Consider the following 20214-nt stretch of genomic DNA (forward strand, 5'->3'; position numbering starts at 1 on the left):
ATGTGGGCGATGCCCCACAAGATGCGTGACTGCACGGGTTCCGTCGGATAAATATTAAAGAGTCGTCATGCTGAAGCTTCATCAAATGACCACCTCCAAAGCCAACAGCTTGCTGTTGGCTTTGTTATTCCTGCCCGCGTTCAATCCGGCGCTGGCGCAACAGGCCTCACCGCCTCCGGTGTCCGCTCAGCAAGCCCCGGAGCAACTCCCGAATCAAGCCCCCGAACAAGTCGAAAGCGGCAGCGAGGAGACCGCAACGCGGTCGCCGGTGTACTGGCTCGGCAAAATGGCGGATGCGGTAACCAATCTGGAGTACCGGGGGCTGGTCACATACGAGCATGTGGGCATGCTGGAAACCCTGGAAGTCATTCACGGGGTGCGCGGTGGCGAACAGGTGGAGCGCGTGCGCTACCTGAGCGGAACCCCGCGCGAACTGGTCAGTCGCGGCCAGGACGCCCACTGTCGACGGGAGGGTAGCCCTCTGTCCCGGGCAGGTCTCTGGAGCCAGATGGGGCAGCAGAATGTACAGAGTCTCTACCACGTGCTACAGCGCGGGCGTGAGCGCGTGGCGGACCGGGATGCGGTGGTTCTGGAGTTGCGCCCGAAGGATGTCCACCGCCTCGGGATGGTGGTCAGTGTCCACGAGGACACGGGCCTGCCACTGAAGTCCATGCTGGTGAACCCCAATGGCCAGGTGCTGGAGCGCTATCAGTTTGTGGAACTGGATCTGTCACCGGTAAAGGATGAGGACCTGGTAGCCAAATCCCCGGATGCGCGGGAATCCGACGCCGGCAGTGACTGCGGCAGTATCGTCAGCCGCTGGCAGTTGCGCTGGGTACCGCCGGGATTCAAGCCTGTAGCCAGCCGTGAAATTGACCAGGGTGAGCTGCTGGTATACAGCGATGGGCTCAGTGTCTTTACCGTGTTCGTGCAGGCGCTGGGGCCGGAAATGAATTTCAATGGCCGCGCGGTGCGCGGCGCGACCGTGGCCTATATGGATCACGTTGTGTTCGACAAGCAGCGCTATACCATAACCGTTGTGGGGGAAATCCCCGTGCAGACCGCGCAACTGGTTGCCAGAAGTGTCACTGGCAAACATTGAGGCGCGGGTAATCGGAAGTCGGGTAATCAGTGTGATTGAAGAGCGGGGCCGCGTGGTGGCCATAGGCCACGATGGTATCTGGGTGGAAACCGTGCAGCGCAGCGGCTGTCACGGCTGTGCCGCAAAATCCGGCTGTGGTACCGGGCTGCTGGGCGATTTCTGGGCCAGTGCCTCGCGGGTCTTCGTGCCGGTAGATAGCGCCCAGCATCGCCAGATTGCCCTGCACGATACCGTGCGTATCGGTATCGCAGAAAACACCCTCGCCAGCAGTGCCCTGGTGGTCTACCTGTTGCCGCTGGTGACCATGTTGCTGGGTGCCCTTGGCGGCGAGGCGCTGGCCGCGGAGGCCGGTGCCATTTCCGGCGCCGTTGTGGGCCTGCTCACCGGCGGGGTGGCGGTGCGCCTTTACGGCTACTGGAACCGGCGCAACCCGGCGTTTGTGCCGCAGTTTCTGGGACTTGAGCGGAGTCATCCCTGCGCGGTGCCTGCCAGCCTCAAATAGCACCCGGCTCAGATCTGTTTATCCCCTTCCCCGGTTTGCCCTTTCGTCGCGGCTGCCGCCGGGATATCGGCCAATCCCACCTTTTCCCGGGCACCTTTTCGCCAGTTTCCTAAACTTGAAGCGGAGTGGTCGGGATCGCCCTGACTTTTCCTTCCCCCTGTCTGGACTTCCCCGGAGGGCACCTCCATGACCGAAGTGCGCTGTTACGCCGAGAGCTGGCCTTTGCGGACCGCATTTGTCATTTCCCGCGGTGCGCGCAGCCAGGCGGAGGTAGTTGTGGTGGAGTACCTGCGGGACGGCATCACCGGCGTGGGTGAGTGCACCCCCTATCCCCGCTATGGCGAAAGCGTGGAGTCGGTGTTGGGAGAGCTTCGCTCTGTGTTTCCCGCGCTGGAGCAAGGGCTGACACTGGAAGCATTGCAGACCATGATACCCGCGGGCGCCGCGCGCAACGCCGTAGACTGTGCAATGCAGGACTGGCAGCAACAGCGCGCTGGTGCGGGTGCGCCGGTGCCGCCCTCGCTGCCGACGGTTCAGACCCTGGTGATTGCCGGGCCAGAGGCAATGGCGGCGTCCGCACGGGAGGCTGTGGCCCAGGGCGTGTCGGTGCTGAAGCTGAAACTTGACCGGGAGTTGATCCTCCCGCGCGTCGAGGCGGTACGTGCAGCTGCCCCTGATGCCGAAGTGGTGATCGATGCCAATGAAGCCTGGCAGGGCGAAGATCTGCCACAGTTGTGCGAGCAGCTCGCCAACCTGGGGGTGGCGATGCTGGAGCAGCCGCTGCCGGTCGCGGAAGACGAACCCCTGGCGCACTTTCGCCACCCGTTGCCGATCTGTGCCGATGAAAGCTGTCACACGCGCAAGGACCTGCCCCGTCTCCAGGGGCGTTACGACATGTTGAATATCAAGCTGGACAAGACCGGTGGACTGACGGAGGCGCTGGCGCTGGCCGAGGCTGGAAAAGCAGCGGGCTTCGAGTTGATGCTGGGGTGTATGTTATGTACTTCCCGCGCGGTGCGCGCGGCCTGGCCGCTGGGACATTTGGTGCGCTTTGTGGACCTGGATGGCCCGACCTGGCTGGCAAAAGATATCAACCCGCTGCGCTTTGCCGGCGGACGGGTTTACTGGACCTGACGTTACCGGGTCAGCCCTCGTAGCAGAGCAGTTGCGTCATCATGTCCAGGTAATCCTCGCTGGCGGCATCGGCGGAAATCGGCGGGAACTCCAGGGTAATGCAGTGGAACTGGTTTTCCGCGCTCCAGGTGCCGAATGAGCCGGGGGTTTTGTAGCCGAGTTCGGTTACCAGTGGCAGGTCCATGCCTTCAGCCAGCCACTGGCCCAGGGGGCTTTGCAGGGGGTCTTCGACACAGGCAAGCGGGTCGTGGATGGATACCATCCAGGCCGGCCGCAGTTCCGATATCAGGCGGCACAGGGCGCGGGTTTCCGGCTCCGAAGCGGGGCGCTCGCCGGTGTGCAGGAATACGTCGCGGGCATCCGCCGAGCTGTTCCAGCGGTACTGGGTGCCGCCTCCCTGCCAGTTGATGGTGGCGAAGTTGCGGTTCAGGTCAACGCCCCGCGCATTGGAACGGGTACCAAGCTGGCAGCCATCGGGGTTGACCGCGAGGATCACATGGTGGCGGAGCTGGCCTGCTTCCAGTGCGCGCAGGGCACAGGACAGGGTGACCACTGCGGCAATTTCATCGCCGTGGGTGCCGGCCATTACGATCCCGGTCTGGTCGCCGGGTGCTTCAGCGGGGAAATAGAATAGCGGTGCTTCCAGCGCGGACTGGCCATACTGGAGTCGCTGGTGGTGGAACAGGCCGCGTTGCTGTCGGGGGCGCAATTCAGGCATGTGATCCTTAACACTGTTTTACACTGGGGAATGCGAACTTTCTCGCGAAAATCACCACTAACAAGTGACATTGGTCAGGAGCGGGCGTTTCCTTTACATCTGGCCGGTCCCGGCAACCTGACAGGATAAATCGTAGTGAAAATTCCCGGTTGCCAGCACACTTTTTGTACTTTGTCGTCTATTGACGCATTTCTGTATTAGTAGAAGAGCCTATTAGGGGTAACAAAAATATGGTTACACGCTGTTCGCAGATTTTTATTGCGCTCTGTTTCCTTGTTGCAATGACCGCCAATGCGCGCGGTTTACCCGAACTTACCGACCTGATCGAGCAAAACTCGCCTGCGGTAGTGAAAATCAACACCCTGGAGCGCAACCAGGTTTCCCACAACCGTTTGCCGCCGCAGTACCAGCAGGAAATCCCGGATATTTTCCGCCACCTGCTGGAACCCCGTCAGCGCCAGCAGCGGCCGGTGGCCAGTATGGGGTCCGGTTTCATTATTTCCTCCGATGGCTATGTGGTCACCAACAATCACGTGGTTGACGGTGCCGATGAAGTGCGGGTAACCCTGACCGACCGACGCGAATACGACGCCAGGGTCATCGGCACGGACCAGCGTTCGGATCTGGCCCTGCTCAAGGTGGACGCGGACAATCTGCCCACGGTGCGCTGGGGGGATTCCGAAAGTATGAAGGTCGGCGAATGGGTGGTTGCCATCGGTTCACCATTCGGCCTGGACTATTCCGCCAGCGCCGGCATTGTCAGTGCCATGGGACGCAGCATTCCCAATGAAAGCCGCGAGAATTACGTGCCGTTCATCCAGACGGATGTGGCCATCAACCCGGGTAATTCCGGCGGGCCGCTGTTCAACCTGAATGGCGAAGTGGTGGGCATCAACTCCCAGATCTATACCCGCAGTGGCGGCTCCATCGGCCTGTCTTTCGCTATTCCCGCAAGCCTGGCCCAGGACGTGGTGGCGCAGCTGAAAGAAAAGGGACGGGTGGACCGCGGCTGGCTGGGTGTGGGGATCCAGGATGTGGACCGCAAGCTCGCCACCGCCATGGGACTGAAAAAACCCGTCGGTGCACTGGTCGGGCAACTTGAAGCTGGCTCTCCCGCTGACAGCGCCGGTATCCAGGTGGGCGATATCATCACCCACTTCAACGATGAAAAAATCCTGATGTCCGGGGATCTGCCCCATGTGGTAGGCCAGATTCGTCCCGGGTCGGAAGTGCCGGTTCGCCTGATGCGTGAGGGCAAGGAGCGCAAGCTCAAGGTGCGCGTGGGCGCGTTGCCGGGTGAAGATGAGCCCGAGCAGGCCAATGCGCCGGCCAGCACCGATGTGGGTGGTCGTCTCGGCCTGGTTGTCGACGAGATTCCGGATGGCCTCAAGCAGCGCTGGGGAGTTGACAGCGGTGTGCTGGTAAAACAGGTGGTGCCGGGCAAGGCCGGTGCCAATGCCGGTTTGCGCAGCGGCGACATCATTGCCCAGCTGGGATTCGACGCCGTCGAGTCAATGACCGACTACGACAAGATCGTCAAAAAGCTGCCGGCGGGTGAGCTGCTGCCGATCCGCTTCTTCCGCGGCGGCCAGCCGACCTTCCGCACCATCCAGATTGACGAGGATTGAACATCACTGAAGCAGTGAGGTGAGTAACGAGAGGGGTCGGGGCGGGCCAACTGCCCCGGATCCCTTTAACCATCGGGGATGCAGAGAGACTGGATGCACTTTTTGCGCAACCTGTTAGACTTGCGCCCACAGCGCGGCCCGGTCCGCCTATTAACTCACTGATTTTTAAAAGGTTTTATCCTCGCAGTGGCCACTGATCTCTCCCATATCCGCAATTTCTCCATCATCGCCCATATCGACCACGGGAAATCCACCCTCGCAGACCGGTTTATCCAGGTGTGCGGTGGCCTCTCCGATCGCGAGATGGCCCAGCAGGTGCTCGACAGCATGGATATCGAGCGGGAGCGGGGTATTACCATCAAGGCCCAGAGCGTGACTCTGGACTACACCGCCCGCGACGGTAAGACCTACCAGCTGAACTTTATTGATACTCCCGGACACGTGGATTTTTCCTACGAGGTGTCCCGTTCCCTGGCCGCCTGTGAAGGTGCGCTGCTGGTAGTGGACGCCGCCCAGGGGGTCGAGGCCCAGTCCGTGGCCAACTGCTATACCGCCATCGAGCAGGGGCTGGAAGTGATTCCGGTACTGAACAAGATGGACCTGCCCCAGGCAGAGCCGGAAAAAGTGGCGGAAGAGATCGAAGACATCATCGGTATCGATGCAACCGAAGCCACCCGCTGCAGTGCCAAGTCCGGGCTCGGGGTGGAAGACGTGCTGGAGGACCTGGTGCGCCTGGTACCTCCGCCTCAGGGCGACGTGGATGCGCCGCTGCAGGCGCTGATCATCGACTCCTGGTTCGACAGCTATCTGGGGGTGGTGTCACTGGTGCGGGTCGTGCAGGGCACCCTGCAGACCAAAGACAAGATCGTGACCAAGTCCATCGGCCGCCCCCACGTGGTGGACAATGTCGGTGTGTTCACGCCCAAGCGCAAGGAAACCGGAATCCTGAAGGCCGGTGAAGTGGGCTTTGTGGTTGCCGGGATCAAGGACATTCACGGCGCCCCCGTGGGCGACACCCTGACCCACGCCAAGGGCGCCGACGAAGTATCCATGCTGCCGGGCTTCCAGAAAGTGAAGCCGCAGGTCTATGCGGGCCTGTTCCCGGTGAGCTCCGACGATTACGAAGCGTTCCGCGATGCCCTGGACAAGTTATCCCTCAACGACGCCTCCCTGTTCTATGAGCCGGAAACCTCCGATGCGCTGGGCTTTGGTTTCCGCTGTGGCTTCCTCGGCATGCTCCACATGGAGATTATCCAGGAGCGCCTGGAGCGCGAATACAACCTCGACCTGATCACTACCGCGCCCACAGTGGTCTACGAAGTGCAGCTTACCAACGGTGAGGTGATCAATATGGACAACCCCTCGCGCATGCCCGACCTGGGTATGATCGAGGAGATGCGCGAGCCCATCGTCGAGGCGAATATCCTGGTACCCCAGGACTACCTGGGCAATGTCATCACCCTGTGTGTGGAAAAACGCGGGATCCAGAAGGATATGCAGTACGTGGGGGGCCAGGTGTCGCTGCGCTACGAGCTGCCCATGAGCGAAGTGGTGATGGACTTTTTCGACCGCCTCAAGTCCGTGAGCCGCGGTTTCGCTTCGCTGGATTACAACTTTGTGCGATTCGACCCCGCAAAGCTGGTGCGTCTTGATATCCTCATCAATGGCGAGCGGGTGGATGCCCTGGCGGTGATCCTGCATCGTGACAATGCGCAACAGCGCGGTCGTGCGCTGGCAGAAAAAATGAAAGAGCTGATTCCGCGTCAGATGTTCGACGTGGCAATCCAGGCGGCCATCGGTGGTCAGGTGATCGCGCGTACCACGGTGAAGGCCCTGCGCAAGAATGTCACCGCCAAGTGTTATGGTGGTGATGTCACCCGCAAGAAGAAGCTGCTGGAAAAACAGAAGGCGGGCAAGCGCCGGATGAAGCAGCTCGGTAAGGTCGAGGTGCCCCAGGATGCGTTCCTGGCGGTGCTCAAGGTGGACAGCTGACGGAGAGCCTTACCGGCGCTTCGATGTCCGGCAGCCAGGGACTTGCTGCCGGGCCCGAATTCATAAAAAAGAGACGAGTGAATGGATATCAATTTTCCCCTGATCCTGCTCCTGCTGGTTGTTGCTACCGGAGCAATCTGGCTGTTTGATGCGTTGTTTCTGGCCAAAGGACGCAAGGCCCTGGCAGCCCAGGGCGCCGGTGCTGCCGGCAAGGGCGTGCACGGTGGCGAGCCGGTTTCCGAACCGGTATTGGTGGAATACGCCAAATCATTTTTCCCGGTGCTGGCCATCGTGTTCGTACTGCGCTCGTTTCTGGTGGAGCCCTTCCAGATCCCGTCGGCTTCCATGGATCCGACCCTGATCAAGGGCGACTTTATCCTGGTCAACAAGTTTGCATATGGCCTGCGCCTGCCGGTATCGCGCACCAAGGTGCTGGATCTGGGGGAGCCGAAGCGCGGCGACGTAATGGTGTTTTTCCCCCCGCATATGAATGATACCTATTACATCAAGCGGGTCATTGGCCTGCCGGGAGATGAAATCCGGGTAACCGACAATGTGCTGTATATCAATGGCAAGGCTGCGCCCCAGGAGCTGATCCAGGCACTGCCGCCGGGGAATCCGCTGAAAGAGTTCCTGTGGGAAGACATCGGTGACAAGCGCCACCTGATGGCGAAGAGCGTTATCCCCAGCCGTTACGGCAATATCCGCACCCTGGTGGTGCCCGAAGGCCATTACTTTATGATGGGGGACAACCGGGACAACAGCCTCGACAGCCGCGAGTGGGGCTTCGTGCCGGAGAAAGACATTGTCGGCAAGGCCTTTGCAATCTGGATGCATTGGGACAAACTATTCAGCCTGCCCAGCTTTAATCGCGTCGGCGGGATCGAATAGTCCGGCTGCGGGCAGTAACAGGGAGTTACAGGGGCTGGCAAATCGGACACATGGATGACCGGCACTCATTAAAACGATAAATCGGTACGACATCATGGCTTTGCAAACACAACTTCCGCAGCTGCGGTCACTGGCCACCCAGAAGGGTATGAGTTACTGGGGCTGGCTGTTTATTATCGCTGTATTCGGTTTCTGCCTGACCGTGGTCTCCAAGATGGGCCCGGCGTATATTGATGCGCACTACGTGGAAGAGGGGCTGGTGGCCCTGTCCGAGAAGGACAATATCCGCGAAATGAGCAATACCGAGATCAAGCGCGAACTGGACCGCTTTTTCACTATCAACAACGTGCGCGGCCAGCCGACCCAGGCAGTCAAGATTGTCCGCGGTGCTGACAGCACACTGGTCAGCATCAATTACGAGTTGCGCCAGCCACTGTTCCAGAACGTGGATGTGGTGATGAAGTTCGACAAGCAGCTCAATACCGCCAAGCCGGAGCTCTGCTGCGAGCCCCTGGTTGACCTTGAACAGTTCCGTAGAGATGACAGATAGACGGTGACAGACCTTCTGCTTCAACGGCTCAGCAACCGGCTGGGTCACGAGTTTACGCGCCAGGAATTACTCACCCTGGCGCTCACCCACCGATCCCACGGCAGTCGCAACAACGAGCGCCTGGAGTTCCTCGGCGACTCCATCCTCGGCTTCACCATCAGTGCCGCCCTGTTTGAAAAGTTCCCGGAGGGCCGCGAGGGGCAGATGAGCCGCCTGCGCGCCCAGCTGGTCAGCGGCGAGACCCTGGCCAAACTGGCCCGGGAACTGGAGCTGGGCGAATGCCTGCGCCTGGGGGAAGGGGAGATGAAAAGCGGTGGCCACCGCCGCGCGTCCATTCTGGCGGATGCGGTGGAGGCCATCATCGGTGCCATCTACCTGGATGCGGGGCTCGAAGCCGCGCGCGCCCGGGTACTGGCCTGGTTTGCCTCGCGCCTGCAGAACCTGTCCCTGGAAACCGCCAAAGACCCCAAGACCCGCCTGCAGGAATGGCTGCAGGCGCGGCAGAAGCCGCTGCCGGAATATACTGTGGTCGAAGTCGCTGGCGAGGAGCACTCCCAGCAATTTGTCGTGGAGTGCCGGGTTTCCGGCCTCAAGGCACCGGTACGGGGTACCGCAGGCAATCGTCGGGCGGCAGAAAAAGCCGCGGCGAGCGAAGCCTATGCCCGACTGACCGGGCAGGGCTGAGGCTATAATCGGCCCGCTATTTACACATTCACACGCCTAAGGCCCGGAGATACCCCTTGAGCGAACAACCTTCCCGCTGCGGATATGTGGCTATCGTAGGCAGGCCCAATGTGGGCAAATCTACCCTGTTGAACCATATCCTCGGGCAGAAGATCTGCATCACTTCCCGCAAGCCCCAGACCACCCGCCACAACATGCTCGGGATCAAGACCGAGGGGCCCAACCAGATCGTTTTTGTCGATACCCCCGGGCTGCACGGTGACCAGGAAAAGGCCATCAACCGCTATATGAACCGGGCGGCGATCAGCTCCACCCGCGATGTGGATGTGGTGGTGTTCGTGGTTGAACGTGCGCGCTGGACCGAAGGGGATGAGCTGGTGGCGCAGAAACTCCGTGGCCTGAAAGTCCCGCTGATTATTGCGGTGAACAAGGTCGACCAGCTGGAAGACAAGAACGCGTTGCTGCCGCAGCTGCAGGAGTTGTCGGCGCGTTTCCCGAATGCTGAAATCGTGCCCTTGTCGGCACTGCGCAATGCCAACCTGGATGCGCTGGAAAAAGTGATTGTCGAGCGCCTGCCGGAAGGTGTGCACTTTTTTGAGGACGACCAGATTACCGACCGCAGCTCGCGTTTTCTGGCCGCGGAAATCGTGCGCGAGAAGGTGATGCGCCAGCTGGGTGCGGAGATCCCCTATGCGGTGACCGTAGAGGTGGAGGAGTTCGCCCAGGACGGCAGCGTACTGCACATCAGTGCCGCCATTCTGGTGGAGCGCAATGGTCAGAAGCGCATCCTGATCGGCACCAAGGGCGAGCGCATCAAGCAGATCGGCCAGCAGGCGCGGATGGATATGGAGCGCCTGTTTGACAGCAAAGTGATGCTGAACCTGTGGGTGAAAGTGAAATCCGGCTGGTCCGACGACGAGCGCGCGCTGCGCAGCCTCGGATATATTGACAAGCAGTAAGGCGAGGGGTGTCCTGTGCAGCAGTTGCCGCCCCAGCCCGCGTATATTCTCCATTCCCGCCCGTTCCGCGACACCAGTCTGATTCTGGAGCTTTTGACGCCGGAGTACGGGCGAATTGCCTGTATCGCCAAAGGTGCCCGTCGCGACAAGCAGCGCCGCCAGCGCGCGCTGCAGCCATTTTCCCCCCTGCTGGTGACCCTCCTCGGTCGCCACGACCTGAAGACACTGGGGCCGGTGGAAGCCGCCGGTCAGGCGCTGTGGCTAAAGGGCCGGGCGGTCTATGCCGGGCTCTATGTCAATGAGTTGCTGATGCGTCTGTTGCCGGAGGGGGATGCCCAGGAGCCGGTATTTGCGGCCTACCAGTCTCTACTGCAGCAACTCGCAATGTTACAGGGCGAGTGCAACCGGGAGCTGGAGGAGCCCCTGCGGCGCTTTGAAATACAGCTACTGCTGGAGTCCGGCAACCTGCCGCAGCTGGATTTCAGCCCGCTGGCTGGTAAGCCAGTGGAACCCTCTGCGCACTATCGATTGGTTGCGGAAGATGGGCTGGTACCGGTGGTGGTGCCACCAGGTTGCCCGCTGCGTGGTGACCAGTTTTCCGGCGCGGACCTGCTGGCGCTCGCTGCCGCTATGTCAGCGGCGCCGGGCGCGGAGCCGATGGAGGCCCGGGTGCTCGCAACAGCCAAGCGCCTGGGGCGGCTGCTGTTGCGGCCCCTGCTGGGGGAGCGGCCGCTGAAAAGTCGCGAGCTGTTTCGCCAGGTTTACCTCGCGGATTGACCGGTTAGAGCGTCTCTCGGTTAGTCGGCTTGCTCCCCCGGCTTACTCCGCTGCCTCCACTGACTGGGGCTCGAGGCCAAACAGTGCGTCGAGGTCCTGTTCCTGCGCCCAATCCCGCAAGCGGCGGATTTCTTTCATCAGTCGCTGAAACAGATCCACTCGAATCTCTGCCGATGCATCCTCGCGCTGCGGGCGCAGCTGTTCCTGCAGCTGCTCGGTAGCAGCGCGCAGGCGGGGCACACCGCAATAGCAGCAGCCGCCGTGCAACCGGTGCACCAGCTCGAACATGCCCTTGTGATCCTGCGCCTCCATCAGCTGGGTAAGCGCCTGTTCGTCATCGTGCAGCCCTTTTAGCAGCATGCGCAGGAGGTCCCGGGCCAGGTTGGGATCCTGGTTACTGAGCTTGAGGCTTTCGCTGATATCTACCAGGCGTGGCTCGCGGAATGTAGTGGCGTTACCGTCATTTCGCTGGGAGGAAAACTCCATCCAGCGCTTGATGGTGTGGGTGAGCTGCGCTTCGCTTACGGGCTTGCTCAGGTAGTCATCCAGGCCCGCGGTCAGCAGCCGTGACTTTTCCTCGGTACCCACGTGGGCGGTGAGGGCGATGATCGGTGTACGCCGACCCGATTCTTCGCTGCGAATACGGGCGGTGGCCTCGATGCCATCCATATTGGGCATCTGGATATCCATAAACACCATGTCAAAGTGTTGCTTGCGCCACAGGGAAAGGGCTTCTTCACCACTGGATGCGATGACCGTTTCGATATTCTGCGCGCGCAACAGTTCGCTCATCAGCAGGCGGTTGGCTTCGTAATCGTCCACCACCAGTACCCGCGGTTTATCCGGCCACGGCAGGCTGGGGAAGCTGCCGGTGTTCGGGCGCGGGTGGGACTGATTGGGGACGGCGCGTTTCAGTGCGCGCAGCAGCCCCTCGCGGCTGACCGGTTTGCCGAGGAAGGCGAGCACGCGGGTACGCAGCGGGTCGTAACAGCGGCGCAGGTCCATGGGAGACCCCTGGATAATGATGCGACACTGACAGGTGTCGACCAGCTGCTGTACTTCCGCGACAAATCTGTCGAAATCGCCGTTTGCCAGGGCGGTATCCACGATAACCGCGTCCGGCAGTGCATCGTGTCGCCACATCTGGTCGAGTACCGGAAGCAGGGTTTCGCCGTCGCCGTGCTCCAGGGGCTTCGCATTCCACAGCTCCAGCTGCTGGCAGACCTGCTGGCGTGTCATCGGGTTGGGGTCCGCCAACATCACCCGGCAGCCGGGGAACTGCTCGCGGCGGATTGCACTGCTGCGGTTGCGGTCGATCACCAGCGGGATCTGGAACCAGTAAGTAAAGCCGCCATTTTCGGTATCGTCGATACCGATGCTGCCCTGCATGGACTCGATCAGGCTGCGGGCAATACTGAGACCCATGCCGTTACTGTTGAACTGGTGTTGGTGCAGGTTCTGGCTGCTGAGCAGTTGCTTCAGTTCGTGGCGGGGCTGGTCGTCCGCGCGGTTGCCGATATCAGTGATGCTGATGCGGGCCATCAGTTCCGAGCCTTTACCGCCGTAAACGGCGATCCGCACCGGGATATTTCCGTCCTCGGAGCAGCGAATCGCATTGCCCACCAGGTTGGTGAGTATCTGTTTGATTCGCAGCGGATCGCCGACCTGCGACGGCGGCAGTTGTGCATCGATAAACGGCACCAGTTCCAGGCTGTGCTCGTAGGCATAGGGGGCCAGAATCTGCAGGGTTTCCTCCAGTACCTGCCCCAGGTTCATGGGGGTGTGGTCGAGGACCAGGCTGCCGGCTTCAATGCGGGAGAAATCGAGAATGCCGTTGATGGTGGTGAGCAGGCTTTCGGATGAGCGCTGGATGGTCTGCAGGTAATCCCGCTGCAGCTCGTCCATTTCCGTTTTCAACAGCAGGTTGGTGAAACCGATAATACCGTTCAGCGGGGTGCGGATTTCGTGGCTGGTATTGGCCAGAAAGGTGGACTTTACCCGGCTGTTTTCGATTGCCTTCTTGCGGGCCAGCTCCAGCTCGATGTTCTGCTCTTCCATGGCGTCCAGAGACTGGCGCAGATCGTCCATCGATTGCTGCAGGTTGTCCTGGAAGTCCACCTGATTGTCGGCGAGGCTGTCTGCCATCTGGTTGATCTGGTCGCCGAGGAGATTGAGCTCCTGGCTGCGGCTCCTGGCGGCCCGTATCGAGAAATTGCCGCGACCGATTTCCTTCAGGGTATCGCGGAAATGCATCAGTTCCCGCGCCGCTCGCTCCGACAGGAAAACCGCCCATACCAGCGCAGCGAGGGCGCAGGCAATGATGCCGATAAGGCCCACCAGCGCGATCTGGTAGGTACCGACCAGGAAGTAGGGGCGGCGCAACTCGATTGCCAGCCAGCAATGGGCTTCACCGCCATCAAGGGGGTGCAATACCTGCAGGCTGTCGATGTCTTCGTAAACGTGGGCCTGCATACCGGCCAGCTGGGCCGGGGTAAAAGTGGCGCGGGGGCGGGGGCCAGCACTGGAAACGAGGGTGAATTCTTCGGTACCCGCTTCAGTGAGGTCGGCGCGGTAAAGCTGGACCGAGCGAATCATCTCCCGGTCTAGCATCAGGGCCAGCAAGCTTTTGTCCAGCCACTCGACGCGTTCCTCGAACGTGTACCCATTACTCAGGTGGATCAGTTCCACCAGCTGTTCCGCACTGGCGCGACCGTGGCTTAGCAGCAAGTCACGGCGATCATTCATCTGCTGAAAGGTGAACAGCAGGCACAGCACGACTGCCAATGCCAGTGCCGGGGTAAAGGCGTAAAGAAACAGAATTGCCCGCAGAGACCGGATTTTACGCGGCCTGGCTCCCGTAACTTCGGAGTCTGTGGCCCTGACGGCAGGGGGATGGGGAGAGTCGGCCATAGCAGATCAAATATCAGTGTGTGTTATTTTTGTCCGATTTTACCCCTGTGTGCCACAGATGCCACCCGCTATTTTCGACCATTTGGTGGAAAGTAGTGGTGCTGCGCGGATTCGGGCACAGGGTGGAATTCGCAGCTGGGGCGGCGGGGAGGTAGAATGTGCGCCCGCATTCCGGATGGATCTGAAGTTGACTATGGAATATCCCACTATTGCCGATTGCATCGGCAATACACCGCTGGTCCGGCTACAGCGACTCGCCGGCCACACCTCAAATAAGATTCTGCTGAAACTTGAAGGGAACAATCCCGCGGGGTCAGTCAAGGACCGCCCGGCACTGTCAATGATCAGCCGCGCGGAGGCCCGCGGGCAGATCCGCCCCGGCGATACCCTGATCGAGGCCACCAGTGGCAATACCGGGATCGCCCTGGCGATGGCTGCGGCCATCAAGGGTTACCGAATGATCCTGATTATGCCGGAAACCGCGACCGACGAACGCAAGGCGGCGATGACGGCGTACGGGGCCGAGCTGATCCTGGTGTCGGGAGCCCAGGGGATGGAGGGTGCGCGGGATCTGGCACTGGAAATGCAGGCGCAGGGACGTGGGCTGGTGCTGGACCAGTTCTCCAATATCGACAACCCAGCCGCGCATATCGAGACCACCGGCCCCGAAATCTGGCGTCAGACCGGGGGGGAGATCACCCATCTGGTGTCCTCCATGGGCACCACAGGCACCATCATGGGGTGCGGTCGCTACCTGAAGGGCCAGAACCCGGCGGTAGAAATCATTGGTTTGCAGCCGACGGAGGGATCTGCCATCCCGGGAATCCGGCGCTGGCCCCAGGCCTATTTGCCGAAAATTTTTGTCCCGGAAGAAGTCGACCGGGTGATGGATATCAGTCAGCAAGAGGCGGAGCAGATGACCCGCCGCCTGGCCCGGGAAGAAGGCATTTTTTGTGGAGTGTCTTCCGGCGGAGCGGTGGCGGGTGCGCTGCGGGTGGCCGCGGAGGTGGAAAATGCCACCATCGTAGCGATTATCTGCGATCGCGGTGACCGCTACCTGTCGTCCGGCCTGTTTGACCCGGATACACCCTGATCGGGCCCGGATTGTCCCGAATTTTTCTAACCAGTTTGCGAGTAAACCATTGGTTCAGGTCAGAAAGAATTATCCCAGATTGGCAGACGGCACCCTCGACAGGGAGGCGTGGCTGCGCCACATCCAGGCCATGGCAAAACTGGAAGGCGGCGCGCTGGTCTCGCTGCGCAGTGCGGTAGAGCTGAGCGAGGAAGCCGAGCACAAGGCCATTGAGGCGGAGAATATCTGGGCCGAGGGCACCAGCAGCTTCCTCACCGGCCTGGAAATGGTGGAAATCCTCGCGGACCTGCAGATCGATGGCGAGGCGCTCTGTGCAGCCATGCTGTATCGGGCGGTGCGGGAAAACCGGCTGTCGCTGAACACCGTCGAAGGGGAAATGGGCGAGACGGTTGCCAAGCTGATTCGCGGCGTGTTGCGCATGGCGGCAATCCGCAAGCGCAGCGCGGATACCGGTGACGAAAAGCAGGGCGGCGCGGTAGAAGAGCACTCGGAAAATATCCGTCGCATGCTGGTTGCACTGGTGGACGATGTGCGGGTGGCCCTGATCAAGCTGGCGGAGCGCACCTGTGCGATTCGCGCGGCGAAAAAGGCGGATGAGGACAAGCGCCGGCGAGTGGCCCGGGAGGTCGCCGATGTCTATGCACCGCTGGCACACCGCCTGGGTATCGGGCACATCAAATGGGAACTGGAAGACCTGTCGTTCCGCTACCTGGAGTCGGATGACTACATGCGCATTGCGCACCTGCTGGACGAAAAACGCCTCGCCCGGCAGGAATATATCGACGATGTGCTGAAACTACTGCGCAGTGAGCTTGCGAAGTCGGAAATCGAAGGCGAGGTCTACGGCCGCGCCAAGCATATCTACAGCATCTGGCGAAAAATGCGGCGCAAGAATATCGGCTTTTCCCAGGTTTACGATATTCGCGCGGTCAGGATCCTGGTGCCTACGGTCAGGGATTGTTATGCGGTACTCGGCATCGTGCACAACCTCTGGCGCAATATTCCCAACGAGTTTGATGACTATATCGCCTCGCCCAAAGAAAATGGCTATCGCTCGTTGCACACCGCGGTCATCGGACCGGATCGCAAAGTACTGGAAGTACAGATCCGCACATTTGCCATGCACGAGGAGGCCGAGTACGGCGTCTGTGCGCACTGGCGCTACAAGGGAACCGATAAAAAGTCCGGACAACTCGAGGGCCAGGACGGCTACGAGCAGAAAATTGCCTGGCTCAGGCAGGTACTGGACTGGCACGAAGAAGTGGGAGGCAATCCGTTTGAGGATGACCTCCAGGCCAGCGACGTGGATACCCGAATCTACGTGTTTACCCCGGACGGCCATGTGGTGGACCTGCCCCGGGGCGCCACGCCCCTGGATTTCGCCTACAAGATCCATACTGAAATCGGACATCGCTGCCGGGGGGCAAAAGTCGATGGGCGGATCGTGCCCCTGAACCACGAGTTGCAGACCGCGAACCAGGTTGAAATCCTGACCGGCAAGCGCGAGGCCCCGAGTCGCGACTGGATTTCAAAAAGTCTCGGTTACATCACTACGTCCCGCGCGCGGGCCAAGATTATCCACTGGTTCAAGCAGCAGGCGCGGGACCAGAATGTTGCTGATGGTCGCAGTATTCTCGACGGTGAATTCAAGCAGCTGGCACTGGCGGACTTCGACTTTGGCAAGCTCGCGGGCAAGCTGAATATGCACTCACTGGATGACCTCTATGCGGCGGTAGGTGCTGGCGATATCGGCGTTGGCCAGGTACTGAATGCGGCCCAGCGCATGGTGAAAGTGGACCGCACCGAGCCGGTGTTGCCGCTCACCGCACCGGTGCACCGGGAAGGGCAGGCAGATGTGTATATCGACGGTGTCGGCAGCCTGATGACCCATATTGCCCGCTGTTGTAACCCGCTGCCCGGGGACGAAATCATGGGCTATATCACCCTGGGGCGCGGGGTGTCCATTCACCGGAAAGATTGCGCCAATATGTTGCGCATGCAGTCCGAGGAGCCGGAGCGCATACTGCAGGTGGAGTGGGCAGAGAAGCCCCTGGAAGTTTACTCGGTGGAGATCATGGTTGAGGCCTATGACCGTCACGGCCTGCTGCGGGATGTGACCGCCATGATGGACAGCCAGCGAATCAATATCACCGCCATGCAGACCAACTCCAACAAGCACAAGCACACCGTGGATATGGTGATTACGGCGGAGATTCACAATTTTGAGGAGCTGAGCCGGGTATTGCACCGGATCAATCAACTGCCGAATGTGGCATCTGCCAAACGGCGGATCCTTCACTGAGAACCGGGATTTCCACCGCTCGCAGCCGGTACAAATGGAGAGACAGTGCATGTCTGAAAGTACGCAGTTTTCTGTCGAGGATCTTCAGTTTCTGATGGCGCAGTTGCGCCACCCCGAAGGGGGGTGTCCCTGGGACCTGAAGCAGAGTTTTGCCAGTATCGTCCCCTCCACCATCGAAGAGGCCTACGAGGTGGCGGAGGCAATCGAGCGGGAGGACTTCGCACACCTGAAGGAAGAGCTCGGCGACCTGCTGTTCCAGGTTATTTTCTACGCCCAGCTGGGGCGGGAGGAGGGTCACTTCGACTTTCCGCAGATTGTGGATACGCTGGTCAGGAAGCTGGTGCGCCGGCATCCCCACGTCTTTCCATCCGGCGAACTCTACGGGGACAACACCAATACCCGGATCGATGAAGAGCAGGTCAAGGCAAACTGGGAGGCTATCAAGGCCTCCGAGCGGGCCGCGAAAGGGGAGTCCGGAACCCTGGGCGGTGTTGCAGTTGGCCTGCCGGCCCTTACACGAGCGCTGAAATTGCAGAAAAGGGCGGCGCAGGTTGGCTTTGACTGGCCGGAAATCGACGGCGTGCTGGCTAAAATCGAAGAAGAAGTCAGGGAGCTGCGGGAAGCGGTGGCGGCGGAGGACAGCGAGCACGCCCGCGAGGAGCTGGGCGACCTGCTGTTTGCCTGCGTCAACGCCGCGCGGCACCTGAAGCAGGACCCGGAAGCCGCGCTGCGCGGGTGTAATCGCAAGTTCGAGCGTCGCTTCGATGCCGTAGAATCCAGCCTGAAGGCGGCGGGTAAACAGCCCGCGGACGCCACTCTGGAAGAGCTGGATCGCCTCTGGGATGCTGCGAAAGAAGCGGAACGTCGCTGAAATACCATCAGCAGCGGGAATTTTGTAATAAATTTACCATTATTGGCCTGGCCGACTGCGGACTTGTCCTACTACAGGGCAGAGTGTAAGGTAGCGCTCTTTTTACGGGGCGGCTTAGTGCTATCGCGGCACCGGCACGATCTGGAGACCATCTGTTTATGCGAATTATTCTTCTGGGCGCACCGGGCGCAGGTAAGGGCACTCAGGCCCAGTTCATTACAGAAAAGTTCGGAATTCCACAGATCTCCACCGGGGATATGTTGCGTGCGGCGGTGAAGGCGGGAACCCCGCTGGGCCTGGAAGCCAAAGACATCATGGCGGCGGGCAAACTGGTTTCCGATGACCTGATCATCGCGCTGGTCAAAGAGCGTATCGCCGAGCCCGACTGTGCCAATGGCTTCCTGTTTGACGGCTTCCCGCGCACCATTCCGCAGGCCCAGGCGCTGCTGGACGCGGAAGTAGCCATCGACCACGTGCTGGAAATCGCAGTGGATGATGAAGAAATCGTGAAACGCCTCTCCGGCCGCCGTGTGCACGAAGGCTCCGGACGCGTTTACCACCTGGTTTACAATCCGCCGAAATCGGAAGGGGTGGATGATGTTACCGGTGAGCCGCTGGTGCAGCGTGCGGATGACAGCGAAGAAACCGTTCGCAACCGCCTCTCGATCTACCACGAGCAGACCGAGCCGCTGGTGGGTTTTTACCGCGAACTGGGGCAGCGCGCTCCGGAAACCGCACCCAAGTACAATAAGGTCGAAGGTGTCGGGTCCATGGACCAGATTCGCGAGAAGGTAATTGCGGCCCTGAGCTGATCGGGGTTGCGCGTCGCCGTCCACAGGGGCTGCGAAGACTGAATGACAGAAAGGCTCCTTCGGGGGCCTTTTTTGTGTCAGTGTGTTGATGAAATCGATAAATTGAACCAGCGGGTACTGTCAATTGCACCCGGGCAGCAAAGCTGGAGGTGGCAGAAATATGTCTCACGCGATCATTTTGATGAATCTGGGTACCCCTGCAGCACCGACTGCCGATGCAGTGCGGACGTTTCTGCGGGAGTTTCTATCCGATCCCCGGGTAGTGGAAATACCGGCTCCAATCTGGAAATTGATTCTCAACCTGTTTGTGCTGCCGGCGCGCCCCAAGCGGATTGCGCCGGCCTACGCCGAAATCTGGAATCGGGGCCTCGATGGCGAGCAGGTTGCCGGGTCGCCGATTGCCTACTACACCCGGCGGCAGGCCGAGGGGGTTCAGCAAGCCTTGCAGGAAGTTGGGGCCGATGCGGCGGAAGTGACGGTTACCTACGCCATGACCTATGGTGAACCGGGTTTGTCCCGCAGGATTGCGGATTTGCGCCAGCGCGGAGTGGACTCCTTTACCGTGATTCCCCTTTACCCTCAGTATTCCGCCACCACTACTGGCGCGATTTACGATCAGGTTGCGGACATCATGCGCGCAGAAAGAAATATTCCGGATATCCGGGTGGTACATGAGTACTGGCACCACCCGCGATATATCGAAGCGCTGGCGAATTCGGTGCGCGAGCACTGGCAGGCACACGGACAGGCAGAAAAGCTGATGATGTCTTTCCACGGAATCCCCAAAGCGAATACCCGCAAGGGTGACCCCTATTACCAGCAGTGTTGTGCTACCGCAGAACGGCTGGCGGAGGTGCTGTCTTTACCCCGTGACCGCTGGGAAATTACGTTCCAGTCCAGGTTTGGCAAGGCGGAATGGCTGCAGCCCTATACCGACAAGAGCCTGGTGGAGTGGGGGCGGAACGGCGTTTCCAGTGTGGATGTGATCTGTCCGGCATTTTCTGCCGACTGCCTGGAAACCCTGGAGGAAATCGCAGTAGAGAATCGCGCTAATTTTATCGAGGCGGGGGGGAACGAATACCGCTATATCCCCGCATTGAATGTGCGCGAAGACCACATTGCCGCGCTCGCCACGATAGCCCTCGAGCAGCTGCCGGCGGGATTTCTGAAAAAATAAATAACGGGTATACACTCGAACCCGGAAATTTCCTGTGGAGGGAATTTCCGATTATTCCGCGCCGCAAATTCCTGAATTTTGCTGGTTGGGGCCGAAAATCCCATTTTTTTAT

At 60.3% G+C, this 20214-nt stretch carries 17 protein-coding genes; 15 read left to right on the top strand and 2 right to left on the bottom strand.

All coding sequences use genetic code 11. From position 1 onward, the window contains the following. The first annotated feature begins 67 nt into the window (after nucleotides 1-67). The 3 genes from QZ511_RS01245 (at nucleotide 68) to ycjG (ending at nucleotide 2738) form a co-directional block, all read left to right on the top strand. A complete protein-coding gene (locus QZ511_RS01245; protein ID WP_295797767.1) occupies nucleotides 68-1102 on the top strand; it encodes a MucB/RseB C-terminal domain-containing protein in 1035 nt (344 codons plus the stop codon). A gap of 31 nt (nucleotides 1103-1133) precedes the next feature. Further along, the gene (locus QZ511_RS01250) at nucleotides 1134-1604 is read left to right on the top strand and encodes a SoxR reducing system RseC family protein (RefSeq protein ID WP_295797772.1); all 471 of its coding nucleotides are present in this window, start codon (nucleotides 1134-1136) and stop codon (nucleotides 1602-1604) included. A gap of 186 nt (nucleotides 1605-1790) precedes the next feature. Further along, complete coding sequence (ycjG, locus tag QZ511_RS01255) at nucleotides 1791-2738, top strand: L-Ala-D/L-Glu epimerase (protein WP_295797774.1); 948 nt, start codon at nucleotides 1791-1793, stop codon at nucleotides 2736-2738. Between the two features lie 10 nt (nucleotides 2739-2748). On the opposite strand, the gene mpaA is transcribed toward ycjG, so the two are convergent. After that, the gene (gene mpaA / locus QZ511_RS01260) at nucleotides 2749-3456 is read right to left on the bottom strand and encodes a murein tripeptide amidase MpaA (protein ID WP_295797777.1); all 708 of its coding nucleotides are present in this window, start codon (nucleotides 3454-3456) and stop codon (nucleotides 2749-2751) included. A gap of 230 nt (nucleotides 3457-3686) precedes the next feature. On the opposite strand from mpaA, the gene QZ511_RS01265 reads away from it, so the two are divergent. The 7 genes from QZ511_RS01265 to recO all read left to right on the top strand — a co-directional run bounded on the left by QZ511_RS01265 (nucleotide 3687) and on the right by recO (nucleotide 10937). Beyond that, the gene (locus tag QZ511_RS01265; RefSeq protein WP_295797780.1) at nucleotides 3687-5084 is read left to right on the top strand and encodes a DegQ family serine endoprotease; all 1398 of its coding nucleotides are present in this window, start codon (nucleotides 3687-3689) and stop codon (nucleotides 5082-5084) included. Between the two features lie 186 nt (nucleotides 5085-5270). Further along, a complete protein-coding gene (gene lepA, locus QZ511_RS01270) occupies nucleotides 5271-7076 on the top strand; it encodes a translation elongation factor 4 (protein ID WP_295797782.1) in 1806 nt (601 codons plus the stop codon). 81 nt (nucleotides 7077-7157) lie between these two features. Next, nucleotides 7158-7967 (top strand): signal peptidase I, encoded by an 810-nt coding sequence (gene lepB / locus QZ511_RS01275; protein ID WP_295797785.1) that lies wholly within the window; start codon nucleotides 7158-7160, stop codon nucleotides 7965-7967. A gap of 94 nt (nucleotides 7968-8061) precedes the next feature. Then, on the top strand, nucleotides 8062-8517 hold the full coding sequence (locus QZ511_RS01280) for a DUF4845 domain-containing protein (RefSeq protein ID WP_295797786.1): 456 nt from the start codon (nucleotides 8062-8064) through the stop codon (nucleotides 8515-8517). Between the two features lie 3 nt (nucleotides 8518-8520). Then, entirely contained in the window at nucleotides 8521-9201 is a 681-nt protein-coding gene (gene rnc, locus QZ511_RS01285) for a ribonuclease III (protein WP_295797789.1), read from the top strand. A 56-nt stretch (nucleotides 9202-9257) separates the two neighbouring features. Next, nucleotides 9258-10160, top strand: a complete 903-nt coding sequence (gene era, locus QZ511_RS01290) for a GTPase Era (RefSeq protein WP_295797794.1) — start codon at nucleotides 9258-9260, stop codon at nucleotides 10158-10160. 15 nt (nucleotides 10161-10175) lie between these two features. After that, the gene (gene recO / locus QZ511_RS01295; protein ID WP_295797798.1) at nucleotides 10176-10937 is read left to right on the top strand and encodes a DNA repair protein RecO; all 762 of its coding nucleotides are present in this window, start codon (nucleotides 10176-10178) and stop codon (nucleotides 10935-10937) included. Nucleotides 10938-10979: 42 nt separating this feature from the next. On the opposite strand, the gene QZ511_RS01300 is transcribed toward recO, so the two are convergent. Beyond that, a complete protein-coding gene (locus QZ511_RS01300) occupies nucleotides 10980-13712 on the bottom strand; it encodes a response regulator (RefSeq protein ID WP_295797990.1) in 2733 nt (910 codons plus the stop codon). Nucleotides 13713-14034: 322 nt separating this feature from the next. On the opposite strand from QZ511_RS01300, the gene cysM reads away from it, so the two are divergent. The 5 genes from cysM (at nucleotide 14035) to hemH (ending at nucleotide 20102) form a co-directional block, all read left to right on the top strand. Then, on the top strand, nucleotides 14035-14940 hold the full coding sequence (gene cysM, locus QZ511_RS01305) for a cysteine synthase CysM (RefSeq protein ID WP_366935613.1): 906 nt from the start codon (nucleotides 14035-14037) through the stop codon (nucleotides 14938-14940). Nucleotides 14941-14989: 49 nt separating this feature from the next. Beyond that, nucleotides 14990-17242 (top strand): GTP diphosphokinase, encoded by a 2253-nt coding sequence (gene relA / locus QZ511_RS01310; protein ID WP_295797804.1) that lies wholly within the window; start codon nucleotides 14990-14992, stop codon nucleotides 17240-17242. A gap of 49 nt (nucleotides 17243-17291) precedes the next feature. After that, on the top strand, nucleotides 17292-18113 hold the full coding sequence (mazG, locus tag QZ511_RS01315) for a nucleoside triphosphate pyrophosphohydrolase (RefSeq protein WP_295797806.1): 822 nt from the start codon (nucleotides 17292-17294) through the stop codon (nucleotides 18111-18113). A gap of 158 nt (nucleotides 18114-18271) precedes the next feature. Beyond that, nucleotides 18272-18925 (top strand): adenylate kinase, encoded by a 654-nt coding sequence (gene adk / locus QZ511_RS01320; protein WP_295797809.1) that lies wholly within the window; start codon nucleotides 18272-18274, stop codon nucleotides 18923-18925. Nucleotides 18926-19085: 160 nt separating this feature from the next. Continuing rightward, a complete protein-coding gene (hemH, locus tag QZ511_RS01325; protein ID WP_295797812.1) occupies nucleotides 19086-20102 on the top strand; it encodes a ferrochelatase in 1017 nt (338 codons plus the stop codon). Nucleotides 20103-20214 lie beyond the last annotated feature (112 nt).

It is taken from the genome of uncultured Microbulbifer sp., from assembly GCF_913055755.1.
Taxonomy (GTDB): Bacteria; Pseudomonadota; Gammaproteobacteria; order Pseudomonadales; family Cellvibrionaceae; genus Microbulbifer.